This is a genomic window from Streptomyces platensis (genome assembly GCF_008704855.1).
GTDB classification, from domain to species: domain Bacteria; phylum Actinomycetota; class Actinomycetes; order Streptomycetales; family Streptomycetaceae; genus Streptomyces; species Streptomyces platensis.
This window is the reverse complement of record NZ_CP023691.1, coordinates 4,710,841-4,724,801: the sequence shown is the minus strand read 5'-3', so window position 1 is coordinate 4,724,801 and position 13,961 is coordinate 4,710,841. Positions and strand designations below refer to the sequence as shown.

Below are 13,961 nucleotides of genomic sequence, written 5' to 3'. Positions count from 1 at the left end.
GGCTACGGCGTACCGGCCCGCACACCGCCGACGCCACCGCCGCCATCCAGGCGGGGGATGCGCCGCTGGGCGGCGAACGCGGCGGCGGGATAGCGCGGATCGGGCCGCAGGGCGTATTCGCGCAGACAGGCCTCGGTGAATTTGATGACGTGCTCGTCGCCGTGGTCGGCGGCGCGGGCGCCGAGTTCGCCCAGCGGTGGCAGGTCGCCGAGCGACGACCGCCAGGCCGCCGTGCCCTCGTCACGCCGGTCGGTGGTGAAGGCCAGCAGAAACGCCGTCTGTACCTGCCACAGCCGGTCCAGCGTCGGTTCGTGCAGCTCGGGCGGCAGCTGCGGGAGCACCAGGCGTACGGCGGCGGGCGCGGTGACGCCGTGGATCAGCGGGACCGGGTACACCTCCGGGTGGCCGAGGTAGACATCGGCGAACTGGACGGTCATCTCGGACAGCATCCGGGGGGCCGGTTCCTGGGCGGGCCACTCCAGCGCGTCCTGGTAGCCGGGCAGTTCGGCGAGGGTGTCCAGACGGTGGCGGGCGGTGCCGGGCCCGAATCCGCCGTCCTGCGGCACCCGGGGCAGCGCGGCGACCGCGGCCGGCAGGTCGTAGCGGCCGCGCAGCCGGGGCCGGCCGGGCAGCGCGGTGTAGCGGGCGGCCCAGTACGCCAGCCCGCGCGCGAGTTCGTTCAGCTGGAGCTGGGTGGGCTTGGAGGCGGCGTACAGGCCCCGGACCGCGTGGGCGGTGCGGATCAGGCCGTGGGTCAGTCCGGCGAACAGGCCCGGGATCAGGCGCGGCCACCACCGGACGAGGACCTCGCGCCAGTGCGCCTCGGCCAGTTCGCGGACGAAGAGCCGCTCCCAGTCCCCGGCGCGGGGGAAGTCGCCGAGCGCGGGGCGCCAGGAGGACTCGTCCGCGGGGTCCAGGGCGAAGCGGGCTGCGGGCGGTGCATGGTGCTCCATGGCCCGCCGGTAGCGCCGGACCCAGGAGGCGACCGCGTCCTCCTGCCCCAGCAGGGCGAGCGCCTCGGCGCCCATCGGGCCGTGGTTGGCGAGATCGACGCCCTGCCCGCGTTCGTATCCGAGGTCGTCCATGCGCTCCAGCGCGTCATTGAGCGCCTCGTGGTAGCTGATCGACGGCATAGGGCTTCACCTTTCGGATGTCCCAACAGTTTGGAAAACCAAACCATCTAGACTGCGCAGTATGCCGCACACGCACGAGGCCGGGAAGGCGCCCCGGGTACCGACCCCCGACGAGGTCGAAATCGTCGGCCTGGTACCGCTGTTGGAGCCGTTCTTCCGTGGCGGAGTGGTGCGGGAGCTGATGCCGGCGCCGCTGCGTGAGGCGATGGAGACCAACGGGCTGACCCCGCGCCACGGCGCCGTCCTCCCGCAGCTGCTGGCCGGGCAGCCGCTGACCGTCGGCGAGATCGCCCGGCGGCTCCATGTGTCGCTGCCCACCGCCAGCGAGCTGGTCGGCGGCCTGAGCCGGGCCGGGATCGTGGAGCGCGCCGAGGACCCGGCCAACCGCCGCCGGATCCTGGTGTCCCTGGCCGAGGACTTCCGCCCGCCGCTCGAAACCTTCGTCGCCCGCCGGACCGAGCCGCTGCTGCGCGCCCTGGACGGGCTGTCGCCGGGCGAACGGGCCGGTTTCCTGGCGGGCCTGACGGGCTGGGTCCGCGAGGTCCAGGGCGAGCGGTAGGGGCGAGCGCCAGAGGTACGGGCGAGCGCGCGGACCGGGCCGCCCGAGGGGCCTGGCCGGTGACGCGGCGGCCGCCGGGCGGACGGGATCATTCAGCGCATGGTGCTCGCCGAATCCCTGTCCCTGGCCACCCTGCTGTGGCGGCGCATCGTCCACCACCACGAACACGACGTCGCCCTGCGGGAATTCACCGTGCTCGGCCTGCTCACGGTGCCTGCCGCGCTGCCCCTGGCGACCGTGGCGCTCTGGGTCTCGCTCCGGCTGACCGGCACCTGACCGGCACCGCCCGCCTCAGGGCCGCACCCGGCCCTCTCAGGACCGCCTGCGCGCCTCAGAGCCACTCGCGCCACCTCAGGACCGCTTGGTGCGCATCAGGAACAGGCCCACCCCCGACCCGATCACCACGACCCCGCTGCTGACGCTGACCAGCACCTGCTGCACCCCGTCGAAGGCGAAGCTGGTGGCGACATTGAAGAGGAGGGCGAGCACGAGCACGCACCAGAGCAGGGCCTTCATGGGAGTTCTTCCTTCCGGAGGGTCACCCGCCGCACCGGGCTGCGGCGGGTATCGCTGCGTCCCAGCCTGCTCGCCGCCGGCCGCCGGTTCGAGGGAGCGTCCTCCCGAATGCGGGGTGTAGCGCGCTACACCCCGGCCGGGGAGCACACCCGCCCGCGCCCCTGGTGGCGGTCCCTTAGCCTGAGCCCCATGGGGGAGACGATGCGGCGGGCGGGGCGGGCCACGGCTCAGCTGATGACGGCGGGCGGGCTGGCGCTGCTGTCGTATCTCTTCCTCGGGCTGCTGTTGTTCACCGCCGTGGTGACGGTGATCGTGGTCGGCGCGGGCGTGCTGCCCGAGACGGTTCTGCTGCTGCGCAGGATGGCCGGGTTCAAGCGGCGGCGGGTGGCGGCGTGGACGGGTGTGCCGGTGCCGGAGGCGTATCTGCCGCTCACCGGGGCGCTGTCGGCACGGGTGCGTACCGCGCTCGCGGATCCCGGCACGTACCGGGATCTGCGCTGGCTCGCCGCCCACTTCGGCTACGGCTGGCTGCTGGCGTATCTCGCGCTGCCGCTGTGGGCCGTCGGACTGCTCGTCGACGGGGTGTGGTGCGGGCTGCTGGGGCGCCGGGCCGTTGTCCTGCCGCTGATCGGGCGCCTCGCCGACCTCGACGCGGCCTGGTCCCATGCGCTGCTGCGGCCGTCGCCGGACAGCGGGCACCGGGCCCGGCTCGCCGAGCGGGTCGAGGAGCTGACCGTGACCCGGGCCGGCGCCGTCGCCGCGCACGGCGCCGAACTGCGGCGTATCGAACGGGATCTGCACGACGGCACCCAGGCCCGGCTGGTGGCGCTCTCGATGCGGGTGGGGCTGGCCCGGCGGGCCTACGACAAGGACCCCGAGGCCGCCCGCACGCTCCTCGACGACGCACAGAACCAGGCTGAGGAGGCCCTCACCGAGCTGCGTCAGGTGGTCCGCGGCATCCATCCGCCGATCCTCACCGACCGGGGCCTGGTGGGAGCCGTGCGGGCGCTCGCGGCGAGCAGCGGCCTGGAGGTGGCGGTGTGCGAGGACGGGCTGGCGGAGGGCCCGCGCGCACCGGCGGCGGTCGAGGCGGCCGCGTACTTCGTCGTCGCCGAGGCCCTGACCAACGCCGCCAAACACAGCGGGGCGGACCGGGCCCGGGTGGAACTGGCCCGCAGGCCCGGCGGGTTGACGCTGTCGGTACGTGACGAAGGCCGCGGCGGCGCGGAGACCGGCTCCCCGGGGGCCTCGGGCGGCAGTGGGCTGCTCGGCATCCGGCGCCGGGTCGCGGCGCTCGACGGGACCGTGGAAGTGACCAGCCCCGCCGGGGGCCCGACCGTGATCGATGTGGAGCTGCCGTGCGTGTGGTGATCGCCGAGGACAACGCCCTGCTCAGAGAGGGGCTGGTGCTGCTGCTGACCTCCGCCGGGCACGAGGTGGCCGCGGTGGCCGCCAGCGGGCCCGAGGTGCTGCCCGCGCTCCTCGAACACCGCCCGGACGCCGCCGTGCTGGACGTCCGGATGCCGCCCGGCTTCCGCGACGAGGGCCTGCGGGCGGCGCTGGCGGCCCGGCGGGAGGTCCCCGGGCTGCCGGTGCTGGTGCTGTCCCAGTACGTGGAGGAGGCGTACGCCGCGGAGTTGCTGGGCGGCGGGGCGAGCGGGGTCGGCTATCTGCTGAAGGAGCGGGTGGGCCGGGTCGACGAGTTCCTGGACGCGCTGGAACGCGTCGCGGCGGGCGGCACCGCGCTGGACCCGGAGGTCGTCACGGAGCTGATGACCCGGCGCCGCGACGATCCGCTCGACACGCTGACCCCGCGCGAGCGGGAGGTGCTGCACCTGATGGCGGAGGGCCGGGACAACACCACCATCGCCCGGCTGCTGGTGGTGTCGGACCGGGCGGTCAGCAAACACATCGGCAATGTCTTCGCGAAGCTGGGCCTGCCGGCGGGCGACAGCGGCCATCGGCGGGTGCTGGCGGTACTGGCGTATCTGAACGGGGGGTAGGGCGGGGCGGGACGTCGCGTCCGGGGTGTGGCGGACCCGCCCCGGCAGGCGGGCGCGCCGGTGGCCGTCCACCCGCTCACCCACCCGTCGCCCCGCTCCCCGGATACCGCCCCCGCAGCACCGCCCGCGCCGGCAGCAGCGTCCCCGCACCCGTCGTCGCGGCCACCACGGCGACGATCACCACGGCGGGTACCGGCGGCAGATGCGGCACCGTACGGGCCACCCCCAGGCTGAACGCCAGCAGCGGCACCGTGGCCACCGCGGCTCCCACGGCCAGCCCGGTGAGCGCCAGGGCCGCCGCCTCCAGCCGCAGCATCCGCCGCACTGTGCGCCGTCCCGCCCCCGCCAGCCGCAGCAGCCGCAGCTCGGGGCGGCGGCCGAACGCGATCAGCGACAGGGTGCTCAGCACCGCGATCACCGTGCAGCCCCCGATCACCGAGACCGCCGCCATCGTGACCACTTCGGTGAGCGCCTGGGCCTCCGCGGCGACCCGTACCGGTGCGGGTGAGGTCTCCACCCGCGCCCCCGGCACCGCCGCCGCCAGCGCCGCCGCGACCGCCGTGCGGTCCCCGCCCGGTGCGACCGTGACCAGCACCCGTGCGCCGTCCGGCCGTGACCCGTGCCGCAGCAGTTCGTCCCGGGAGAAGAGGAAGTCCCCCAGGGCCAGCGACCGTTCGTAGACCGCGACGACCCGGAGCCGGGCCGGGGCCCCGTCGCCGAAGCGCAGACTCACCGTCGCGCCGGGCCGCAGATCGAGCGAGCGCGCCCGGTCGGCACCGACCGCGACCGTGCCGGGCCGTAGGTGTCGTACGGTCCCCTCGCGCACCCCCGGGTCGAGGGTCCGCGTCAGCCGCTGCGGGGTGACGCCGAGGACCAGCAGCCGGTCGAGCCGGGGCTCGCCGGTCTCGCGCCGGGCCAGTACCACCGTGCCGGGCACCACGTCCGTCGCCGCCCGCACCCCCGGCACGCCGCGGATCCGCTCCATGGCCCCGGCCGGCAGCCCGCCGTCCGCCCGTACCGCGAGGCCGGCCCGCAGCGCCTCTTGGGCCTGCGCCGCCCCCGCGTGGGTGAGCGTCGCCCCCGCCGAGAGCTGGACGCCGATGAACGCGGTGACCAGCACGACGGGCGTCAGAGCCGCTCCCGAACGACGGGCCGCCGCACGGCAGTTGGCGGCGGCGAGATGGCCGGCCGGACCGCAGAACCGCTGCAGCGGCGCCCCCAGCACCCGCATCGCACCGTCCGCGATCCACGGCCCGAGCAGCGCGCAGGCGCTCACCATCGTCACCGCGGCCGCCCCGGCCGCGGCCCCGGCGGCCGCCCCGCTCTGGAGGGCCGCGGTCCCCGCCGAGCTGACGCCGGCGAGCAGCAGCACCAGCCCGGTGACCTTGCGGGCCGTGCCGGGCGCCGCCTCGCGCAGCGCCTCCGCCGGGCGCAGCTTGGCGGCCCCGGCCCCGGCGAGCACCGCCGCGAGCCGCGCCATCAGGACCGTCACCACGGCGCCGACCAGCGGCGCGGACCACAGCCAGGGCGGGAGGGGGAGTTCGAGCCCGGCCGGCAGCGCGCCGCGGGCGTCCAACACCCCGCGCAGCGCGAGATACGCCGGGACCGCGCCGACGGCCCCCACCAGCGCCGCTCCGACCGCGACCCGCCCCACCTCCTTCCCCACCGCCCCGCGCACCTGCCGCGGCGTCGCCCCGACCGCCCGCAACAGCCCCAGCTCACCCGCGCGTTGCCGCAGCGCCTGCACCACCGTCGACGACACCACCAGCAAGGCGGTCAGCACGACGGTGGCGGCCACCGAGCCGAGCAGCTCCAGCAGCCCCACACGGGCCGGTCCGGCGTCGAGGAACTCGGCGGCGCCGCGCCCGTTCCCGGTCAGTACGCGCAGGCCGGCCGCATCCCCGTCCGCCCGCGGTCCGACGCTCCGGGCCCCCGCCGCGTCCAGCGCCGCCCGCACCCGGGCGGCCAGCTCCTCGGTCGGCACACCGGGCCGGGCGAGCACCCCGATCGCGTCCAGGGAGCCCGGATGCCCGGCCAGGCGGCGGGCTTCGCCCTCCGTGAAGTAGACGGCGTCCCGCGGCCCGTCGGCGACACCGACGACGGTGTACGCCGTGTCGATGCCCCGCACCCGCAGCACCGTGCGCGCCCCGACCCGGGCCGCGCCGCCCACCACCACCTCGTGCGCACGCCGCGGCGCACGGCCGTCCCGTACGGCACGGGGCGCCAGCCGCGCGGCAGTCCAGGGCCGCCCGACGGCGGCGCGCCCGGCCCGCCCCACCGGGAACACCGCGTCGGCGACCGCCGCCCGCACCCCGGGCACTTTCCGCACCACCCCGAGGGCGGCCGCCGGGACACGCACCCGCTCGGTGAGCCCGGCCTCGGCGGTCCGGGGTTCGCTGCCCCACGGCGTGGCGGTGAAGCGGGTGTGCTGGTCCCCGGCCACGACGAGCGGCGCCGCCGCGTAGCGCGCCACCCGCGGATGCCCGAGCCCGGCCGAGGCGAGGGCGAGCGCGAGGGCGCCGAGCAGCAGGGAGGTGACGGCGAGCGCGGCGAAGACGGCGGCCCAGGCCCTGCGGTGCGTACGGGCGGCGCGGGCGGCGAGGAACGTGGTCACCCTCATGCCGCGCGACCCCCGTCCGACGCCTCGTGCCGCCCGCCTCCGACCCGCACGTCTCCCCCGTCCGACGCCGCGCCCTCCCCGCGCCCCAAGCCCCGCATGATGCGGCTCACTTGTGCCGCATCAGGACACGTCACGCTCCCGACGACCCGTCCCCCGGCGAGGAAGAGTGCCTCATCCGTCCAGGCCGCGGCGGCCGGATCGTGCGTGACCATGACGACGGTGTGGCCGTCCCGGTCGACGGCCCGGCGCAGCAGGGCGAGCACGTCGTGCGCGGCGGCGGGATCGAGGGACCCCGTGGGCTCGTCGGCGAAGACGATGTCGGGCCCGGTGACCAGCGCGCGGGCGATCGCCACCCGCTGGCACTGCCCGCCGGACAGCTCCGCCGGCGCGGCGTCCCCCCGCTCCCCCAGCCCGACGTCCGCGAGCCCCTGCCGCACCCGCTCCGTCCCGGTCGTGCCGCCGAGCAGCAGCGGCAGCGCGACGTTCTCCGCGACGGTCAGCGACGGCACGAGATGGTGGGCCTGGAACACGAACCCGACGCGCTCGCGCCGCAGCCGGGTCAGCGCGGCCTCAGAGAGCGCGGACACCTCCGTACCGCCGATGCGCACCGTTCCCGCCGTCGGCCGGTCGAGCCCGGCCGCGCACTGCAACAGGGTCGACTTCCCCGAGCCGGACGGCCCCATGACCGCGAGGAACCGCCCCCGGGGCACCGCGAGATCGACGGGGTGCAGGGCGAGCGCCCCGCGCCGGTACTCCCGGCCGACCCCTTCCAGGGTGAGCGCGTCGGACACCCCCTCCACCACCACCCGCTCTGCGGTAGCAGTCGCCGGACCTCGCCGCCGCCGGAACATACGCACGCCCTCTCAGTGGGTCGGATGGATCACCGGGCCACTGATGACGCTAGAAACGGCGGGGCGCCCGGAGGAGAGAGCACGGTCCCGTCTTCAGGGTGGAGCGCACTCCACCACAGGCGGGGGCGAGCGGGCCGGGGCCGTGACCGGACACCGGAGCGGCGCCCGGTTTCTCACCGCGGGGTGGTGAGGGGAGCCAGCGTGGTGGGCCGCACCGCGTCGGCCGCCGCCGAGGCGCGCAGGAGTTCCGTCAGGTCGTGCGGCTGCGCCTGCTCCGTAGTGGGAGCCGCTGCGGTGATGCGGTCCAGCCGGAAGCCCCGGCCTGCCTGGCGCGTGCGGCACCAGGCGATGAGGTACCACCTGCCCTTGGCGGTGAGCAGTCCGGCCGGTTCCACCACGCGGTCGCTCACGCGTCCCGCCGCGTCGGTGTAGGACAGCCGCAGCACCGTGTGGGTGGTGAGGGCCTGTTCCACCGCGGTGCGGACCGTGGCGTGGGCGGGCGAGGGCAGCGCGACGATCCGTGCGGCGAGGTCCTGTGCGGCCGCCGAGGCGGGGCCGGACATCGAGGCCGCGATCTTCTGAGCCGCCGTGCGGGCCGCGGCGGCGTACGGGGCGGCGGCGTCGGCCGCGGCGAGGGCGACGGCCAGGGCCGAGGCTTCCTCGGTGGTGAAGTGGATCGGGGGCAGGGTCATGTCCGGGTCGATCGACCAGCCGCCGCCCCGCCCGGGGGTGGTGCGTACCGGGACACCGGTCTCCATCAGCGCCTGGAGGTCGCGCTGCACCGTGCGCCCGCTCACCTCGAACCGCGCGGCCAGCGCCGCGACCGTCAGCGGCCGCGGCGCCGCCGCGCGCAACTCTTCGACCAGCGCATAGAGCCGGGCAGTGCGGTTCATCCGCGCGACGCTACCGTCCCGTGGTGGACAGGAATTCCCGCTGGCGCCGCAGTTCCCGCTCGGTGATGGTCAGCGGGAACAGCGTGAAGCCGTGCATGGCGCCGGCGACGACACCGAGGTGCACGGGCGCGCCGGCCGCCTGCCACCGCCCGGCCAGGAACAGCGAGTCGTCCAGCAGCGGATCTTCGGTGCCGACGACGATCCGTGCGGGCGGCAGACCGGCGAGGTCGGCGAAAAGCGGGGAGATCTCGGGATCGCGGCGCTGTTCCGGCCCCGTGCCGGGCGTGAACAGCTCGTAGGTCTGCCGCAGCGTGTCCGTATTGCTCAGCAGCCGCCTGGATCCGAACGAGCGCTGGCTCGGCGTCATGGACAGGTCGTAGGGGCCGAAGAGCAGATGGGCCGCCCGGAACGCGCCGGTGATGCCGTGCCGGTCACGAAGCCGCAGCAGCGTCACGACACTGAGGTGGGCACCGGCCGATTCGCCCCCGGTCAGCAGCCGTTGGGTGCCGAACTCGGTCGCGGCGTGCTGCACCAGCCACCGGGCGGCGGCCTCGCAGTCGTCGGGCCCGGCGGGGTACGGGTGTTCCGGCGCGAGGCGGTAGTCCACGCTGACCACGGCCAGCCGTGCCTGCTCGGCGAGCTGCCACAGCCGCTCGTCCTGCCCGTCCGCCGCACCGAACACCCAGCCGCCGCCGTGGAAGTGCAGGTACACGCCCTCCACGTGGTCCGGCACGAAGACCCGTACCTTCACCCCGCCCTCAATGACACGGTCCTGGCCCTGCGGCAGCCTCACCGGTGGTGTGTCGCCACCGAGCCGGTTGCGCCGCAGGGCGGCCAGCAGGGCCGCGTCCGGCGTCCCTTCGCGCGCCGGGCGGCTCACGGCAGTGGTCTCGAATTGCTTGTTGAATGCCTGAGTTTCGGCGAGGCAGTCCTCATCGGTGAGCGTCATGCCGCCCACGCTCGCAGCGGTCCGCGACAACGTCCTGTCACTGTTTTCAGGTGAGCCCCGTCACACTCCTGTCGCGCCGGCCGCCGTGTCGCCGCCCGGCTCCGCTGACCGCGTTCGCAGTGCCAGGCGGCGTGCGGTGGGCCGGAGTTGAGGTCTCTCCCCGGCGGACCGGAGTTCAGGTCTCGCCCCCGGCGGTCGGGGCGGGCTGGCAGTCGGGGCACCACACCGTGCCGCGGCCCGCGAGGCGCATCCGGCACAGGGCCGCACCGCAGCGCGGGCAGCTCGCGCCGGGGTCGTCGCGGCGTCCCGTGAGCCAGGAGCTGCGCGGCGGTACGCGGCCCGCGCGGACCGCCGACCGCAGGGTGCGGCGCAGCGCCGTGTGCAGCCGGCCGTGCTCGTCGGCGGAGAGCGCACCGGCCCGCCGGGCGGGGTGCAGCCGGGCGCGCCACAGGATCTCGTCGACGAGCAGATTGCCGAGCCCGGCCAGCGCCGACTGGTCCATGAGGACCGACTTGAGGCTGCCGCGCCGTCCGGCGAGCACCGCCTCGCACCCCTTACGGGTCAGCGTCGCCGCGTCCGGCCCCTGATCGCGCAGCATCCGGTCCAGCCCGGCCTCGTCGACCAGCCACAGGCCCTGGAGTTTGCGCTGGTCGCGGTAGCGGAGCTGCCGTCCGCCGGTCACCGTGAACACCACCCGGTCATGGGCGTGCGCCGGTTCACCGGAGCCGGCGCACACCAGCTCCCCGGTCATCCCGAAGTGCAGCAGCACGGTGGGGCCGTCGGTGCGCGCGAGCAGCCACTTGCCGCGCCGCTCCGGTTCGGCGAACCGGCGGCCGGTCAGCTCCCGGCGCAGCCGCCCGGCACTCACCCCGTGCAGCACGCCCGCGTCGTACACCTCGGTCCGCCGGATCCGCCTCCCCTGCACACAGGAGGCCAGGATCCCCCGGAACGCCTCGACGTCGGGCAGCTCGGGCATGACGTCACCCGCCGGTCCCCGGTTGCGCGGTGCCGGGTCCGAGGGCGCGCAGGCCCTGGAGCAGCAGCCCCAGCCCGAATTCGAAGTGGGCGGTGAAATCCGTACTCGTCACCACCGGCAACGCGGCGGTGAGATGGGGGTACTGCCCCGGGGCCACCGCCGCGCGCAGCCGTTCCGGGTCCGCCGGACCGGCGTCCGCACCCTGGCGGGCGGCCTGCTCCTCCAGGGTGTGGCCGAGGGTGAAGTGGACGACCGTGAGCGCGGCCCGGCCCGCGTCGTCGGCGGTGAAGCCCGCCTCCCGCAGGACGCCGATGAGGGCGTCGGCGAAACCGAGGGTGTGCGCGCCGGTGGCGTGCGTACCGGCGTAGACGCGCGCGCCGTCGCGGTGGCCCAGGAGCGCCGTACGCATCCGGCGGGCCAGTTCGGCCACGCGCTCGCTCCAGTCCGGCGACCGGAACGGCCGGTCGAGACAGTCGGCCAGCAGCACCTCGGCCATCGCGGTCAGCAGCTCGTGCTTGGTGGCGAAGTAGCGGTAGAGCGCACCGGCCCGTACCTCCATGGCCTCGGCCAGCCGCCGCATGGTCAGCGCGTCCAGCCCGACCTCGTCCAGCAGCACCAGGGCGACCTCGACGGTCCGCGCCTGGTCGAGCTTCGGGGGCCGGCCCCGCCCCGTGGTGGCGGGCCGGACGCCGGGCGGGCTGGACGGGCTGGGGGTTGACGCGGCGCTCATGAACCTCATTATAGTGAACAACGTTCACGTGAACACCGTTCACTAAATACGCAGAGGGCGGGAGGCAGCCGATGGACGCCGCTACCGAAGTGGCCGACGAGGTCGATGTGCTCGTGGTGGGTGCGGGGCCGACCGGGCTGATGCTCGGCGCCGAACTGGCGCTGGGCGGCGTACGGGTGCAGATCCTTGAGCGGCGGACCGCGGCGCAGCGGGATTCACGGGCGCTGACCCTGCACCCGCGCAGTATCGAGCTGATGGACCAACGCGGCCTGGTGGAACGCTTCCTGGCCCGCGGACGCGCCGTACCGGAGTGGCACTTCGCCGGACTGGCCACCCGGCTGGACTTCAGCGCGCTGGACACCCGGCACGGCTACACCCTGTTCCTCGCCCAGGCCCGCACCGAGCAGCTGCTGACGGAGCGCGCCCGCGAACTCGCCGTGCCGGTCCGGCGCGGATACGAGGTGGTCGGGCTGCGCCAGGACGCCGACGGTGACGGCGCAGGGCCGACCGGGCTCGGCCTCGCGCGCCGCGACGGCGAGCGGGGCGGGCGCACGGCGGCGGGCGGTGTCGAGGTGGACGTCCGCGAGCCCGGGGGCGGCCTGCGGACCGTCCGCGCACGGTATCTGGTCGGCTGCGACGGCGGACGGAGCGCGGTACGGCGGGCCGCCGGCATCGCGTTCCCCGGCACCGACGAGACCCTGACCGGCGTACTGGGGGATTTCGCGGTCGTGGACCCGGCAGCCCTCGACCGTGCGCGCGCCGCCGGTGTCCTGGTCGCCCCGCTGGAGGCGGACGGACCGGCGGACGGGCCGGCAGACGGACCGGCAGAGGGGCGGGCCGGCGGCCTCACCCGCCTCGTCCTCATCGACCCGCGGCGGATGCGCACACCGTCCGCCGAACCGCTGACACCGGAGGAGTTCCGCAGCTCCCTGGTGGACCTCTGCGGCACCGACTGCGGGGTGGCGCAGCCCCGTTGGCTGTCGCGGTTCGGCAACGCCACCCGCCTCGCCGCCCGTTACCGCGCCGGACGCGTCCTGCTGGCCGGCGATGCCGCCCATATCCACTTCCCGGCCGCCGGACAGGGCCTCAACACCGGACTCCAGGACGCGATGAACCTCGGCTGGAAACTCGCCGCCGAGATCAACGGCTGGGCCCCGCCCGGACTGCTCGACAGCTACCACGCCGAGCGGCATCCGGTCGGACAAGCGGTCACCGAGAACACCGAGGTCCAGACGCTGCTGATGGAGCTGACCTTGCTTCCCCCGTATCAGCGCCCAGCCGCCGCGCTACGCACCCTGCTCACGGAGCTCCTGGGCATCGAGGAGGTCAACCGCCGCCTGGCCGGCCGGATTTCCGCGCTCGACACGGCCTATCCGCCCACCGCCGCCGACGCCGACCCCCTGGCGGGACGGCGGATGCCCGATATCGCCCTGACGGCGGCCGGTTCCGCGGCCGTCCGCGTCCACGAGCTCCTGCCGCCCGGCCGGTTCGTCCTGCTGGACCTCGCGGGCGACGAGCAGCTGCGGCAGACCGTCACCCCGGGCTGGGGCCCCCGGGTGACCGCCCTGACCGTCACCCGCCATGACCACCGCGCCGACCTCGACGGGGTACGGGAGATCCTCATCCGCCCCGACGGCCATATCGCCTGGGCCACCCGCGCACCCTCCCTGCCGGACCGCCGCATCGAGCGCCACCGCGCCCTGACCGACTGGGCCGGCACCCCGGCCCAGGGGTAGACCGGCCCAGGGGTGGCCCGGCCCAGGGGTGGCCCGCTCAGAGGTGGCCCGGCGGCCTCAGGCCGTCCGCCCCTGACGCAGCGTCCGCCCCCGCCGGGGCCGGCGCTCCCGCCGGGGCCGGCGCTCCCGTTACGCGATCACCCCTGCGCCGGCCCCACGAGCCCGCCCCCTCAGCCCCGTCTCAGCCCGCCGCCCCCGGGCGGCCCGGTCGTCCATGGCGTCCCGGGGTCCCCGCGTTGACCGGGTCCACCGGGCTTGCCGAACTTGCGGGCCGGTCGCGGTCCTCCGAACGGTCGGGGTCCTGCGTGTCCCCCGGGTGGTCGGAGTGGTCCAAGTCGTCCGAGGGGTCGGAGCTGCCGGAGGAGTCCCGGGCGTCGGAGCGGTCCGGGCGGTCCGCCGGGTCCTGGCCGTCGGAGCGGTTCGGGCGGTCGTTGGTGGCCGGGTCCCGGTCGTTGTCGGCGGGGTCGCGGTCGTCGGAGCGGTCCGGATTGTCCGAGCGGTCCGGGTCCTCGGAGCGGTCCTCGTCGGCGGAGGGGACCTCTTCGCGGGGGCCGTCCGAGCTCAGCTGGAGGCTGCCGAACCTCGCGGTGAGCCAGCCGCGGGCGCGCACGACGGTCACCACGGAGCCGGTGCAGTCGCGGCCGTTGTACAGGACGAGGTCGGTGGGGGTGTCGTTGTCCACCTCGCCGTAGCCGTCCCCCACTCCGTAGCAGTGGTCGTCGCCGGGGTCGAGGATCTCGTGCGGCCGGTTGTCGGGCCGGGTGTGGTACGTGATGACGCCGGTGATGGCATGCGCGCCGGAGGGAGCGAACGCGACGAGCCCCCCGGTGAGAGCCAGCGCACCAAGGAAAGCGATCTTGCGTCGCACAGTCGGAACTCCTGTCAGCCATGGCGGCGGGCCGGTCCTGGTTCAGGCCCTTGCGGGATGTCGCCATGTGGGGTTCCCGACGCCCTCCCGGGATATTCCCACCGAAGGGGAGATTCACCGTGCAGCA

General features: G+C 75.5%; 13 protein-coding genes and 1 pseudogene. 5 read left to right on the top strand and 9 right to left on the bottom strand.

Annotated features, from left to right (window positions below):
• Positions 1-2 precede the first annotated feature (2 nt).
• Positions 3-1,133, bottom strand: coding sequence for a questin oxidase family protein (locus tag CP981_RS20970; protein WP_085928085.1), 1,131 nt, complete (start codon positions 1,131-1,133; stop codon positions 3-5).
• 61 nt (positions 1,134-1,194) lie between these two features.
• On the opposite strand from CP981_RS20970, the gene CP981_RS20965 reads away from it, so the two are divergent.
• Together CP981_RS20965 and CP981_RS20960 are read left to right on the top strand one after the other, a co-directional pair.
• Positions 1,195-1,692 carry a MarR family winged helix-turn-helix transcriptional regulator gene (locus CP981_RS20965; RefSeq protein WP_085928084.1) on the top strand — a complete coding sequence of 166 codons (498 nt, stop codon included), beginning with the start codon at positions 1,195-1,197 and terminating at the stop codon, positions 1,690-1,692.
• 120 nt (positions 1,693-1,812) lie between these two features.
• Positions 1,813-1,968, top strand: a pseudogene (locus CP981_RS20960) (arsenic transporter); the annotation flags it as partial.
• Positions 1,969-2,043: 75 nt separating this feature from the next.
• Here CP981_RS20960 and CP981_RS37800 read toward each other — a convergent pair.
• Positions 2,044-2,208, bottom strand: a complete 165-nt coding sequence (locus CP981_RS37800) for a hypothetical protein (protein ID WP_167536121.1) — start codon at positions 2,206-2,208, stop codon at positions 2,044-2,046.
• Positions 2,209-2,397: 189 nt separating this feature from the next.
• Here CP981_RS37800 and CP981_RS20955 point away from each other — a divergent pair, with 189 nt between their 5' ends.
• Both CP981_RS20955 and CP981_RS20950 read left to right on the top strand, forming a co-directional pair.
• Positions 2,398-3,579: a sensor histidine kinase gene (locus tag CP981_RS20955; protein ID WP_085928083.1), complete on the top strand. Its 1,182-nt coding sequence runs from the start codon at positions 2,398-2,400 to the stop codon at positions 3,577-3,579.
• Complete coding sequence (locus CP981_RS20950; protein WP_085928082.1) at positions 3,567-4,211, top strand: response regulator; 645 nt, start codon at positions 3,567-3,569, stop codon at positions 4,209-4,211. The genes CP981_RS20955 and CP981_RS20950 overlap by 13 nt, the downstream gene beginning before the upstream one ends.
• Before the next feature lie 76 nt (positions 4,212-4,287).
• Here the strand turns inward: CP981_RS20950 and CP981_RS20945 are convergent, their stop codons facing one another.
• From CP981_RS20945 to CP981_RS20920, 6 genes are all read right to left on the bottom strand, one after another.
• On the bottom strand, positions 4,288-6,831 hold the full coding sequence (locus CP981_RS20945; protein ID WP_085928081.1) for an ABC transporter permease: 2,544 nt from the start codon (positions 6,829-6,831) through the stop codon (positions 4,288-4,290).
• Entirely contained in the window at positions 6,828-7,682 is an 855-nt protein-coding gene (locus tag CP981_RS20940) for an ABC transporter ATP-binding protein (RefSeq protein ID WP_085928080.1), read from the bottom strand. Before CP981_RS20940 ends, CP981_RS20945 begins: the two co-directional genes overlap by 4 nt.
• A gap of 173 nt (positions 7,683-7,855) precedes the next feature.
• Positions 7,856-8,575, bottom strand: a complete 720-nt coding sequence (locus CP981_RS20935) for a helix-turn-helix transcriptional regulator (protein WP_085928079.1) — start codon at positions 8,573-8,575, stop codon at positions 7,856-7,858.
• 10 nt (positions 8,576-8,585) lie between these two features.
• Positions 8,586-9,524 carry an alpha/beta hydrolase gene (locus tag CP981_RS20930; protein ID WP_085928078.1) on the bottom strand — a complete coding sequence of 313 codons (939 nt, stop codon included), beginning with the start codon at positions 9,522-9,524 and terminating at the stop codon, positions 8,586-8,588.
• A 175-nt stretch (positions 9,525-9,699) separates the two neighbouring features.
• Positions 9,700-10,500 carry an Fpg/Nei family DNA glycosylase gene (locus tag CP981_RS20925; RefSeq protein WP_085928077.1) on the bottom strand — a complete coding sequence of 267 codons (801 nt, stop codon included), beginning with the start codon at positions 10,498-10,500 and terminating at the stop codon, positions 9,700-9,702.
• A 4-nt stretch (positions 10,501-10,504) separates the two neighbouring features.
• A complete protein-coding gene (locus tag CP981_RS20920; protein ID WP_085928076.1) occupies positions 10,505-11,230 on the bottom strand; it encodes a TetR/AcrR family transcriptional regulator in 726 nt (241 codons plus the stop codon).
• Between the two features lie 71 nt (positions 11,231-11,301).
• Here CP981_RS20920 and CP981_RS20915 point away from each other — a divergent pair, with 71 nt between their 5' ends.
• Positions 11,302-12,966: an FAD-dependent monooxygenase gene (locus tag CP981_RS20915; RefSeq protein WP_085928075.1), complete on the top strand. Its 1,665-nt coding sequence runs from the start codon at positions 11,302-11,304 to the stop codon at positions 12,964-12,966.
• A 181-nt stretch (positions 12,967-13,147) separates the two neighbouring features.
• Here CP981_RS20915 and CP981_RS20910 read toward each other — a convergent pair whose 3' ends face one another.
• Positions 13,148-13,834, bottom strand: coding sequence for a chitin-binding protein (locus tag CP981_RS20910; protein WP_085928074.1), 687 nt, complete (start codon positions 13,832-13,834; stop codon positions 13,148-13,150).
• Positions 13,835-13,961: the final 127 nt, after the last annotated feature.

Excerpts from the sequence above, each read along its gene's own strand:
- CP981_RS20970 (WP_085928085.1), bottom strand. The coding sequence starts at position 1,133 with ATGCCGTCGATCAGCTACCACGAGGCGCTCAATGACGCGCTGGAGCGC.
- CP981_RS20965 (WP_085928084.1), top strand. The coding sequence starts at position 1,195 with ATGCCGCACACGCACGAGGCCGGGAAGGCGCCCCGGGTACCGACCCCC.
- CP981_RS37800 (WP_167536121.1), bottom strand. The coding sequence starts at position 2,208 with ATGAAGGCCCTGCTCTGGTGCGTGCTCGTGCTCGCCCTCCTCTTCAAT.
- CP981_RS20955 (WP_085928083.1), top strand. The coding sequence starts at position 2,398 with ATGGGGGAGACGATGCGGCGGGCGGGGCGGGCCACGGCTCAGCTGATG.
- CP981_RS20945 (WP_085928081.1), bottom strand. The coding sequence starts at position 6,831 with ATGAGGGTGACCACGTTCCTCGCCGCCCGCGCCGCCCGTACGCACCGC.
- CP981_RS20940 (WP_085928080.1), bottom strand. The coding sequence starts at position 7,682 with ATGTTCCGGCGGCGGCGAGGTCCGGCGACTGCTACCGCAGAGCGGGTG.
- CP981_RS20935 (WP_085928079.1), bottom strand. The coding sequence starts at position 8,575 with ATGAACCGCACTGCCCGGCTCTATGCGCTGGTCGAAGAGTTGCGCGCG.
- CP981_RS20930 (WP_085928078.1), bottom strand. The coding sequence starts at position 9,524 with ATGACGCTCACCGATGAGGACTGCCTCGCCGAAACTCAGGCATTCAAC.
- CP981_RS20925 (WP_085928077.1), bottom strand. The coding sequence starts at position 10,500 with ATGCCCGAGCTGCCCGACGTCGAGGCGTTCCGGGGGATCCTGGCCTCC.
- CP981_RS20920 (WP_085928076.1), bottom strand. The coding sequence starts at position 11,230 with ATGAGCGCCGCGTCAACCCCCAGCCCGTCCAGCCCGCCCGGCGTCCGG.
- CP981_RS20915 (WP_085928075.1), top strand. The coding sequence starts at position 11,302 with ATGGACGCCGCTACCGAAGTGGCCGACGAGGTCGATGTGCTCGTGGTG.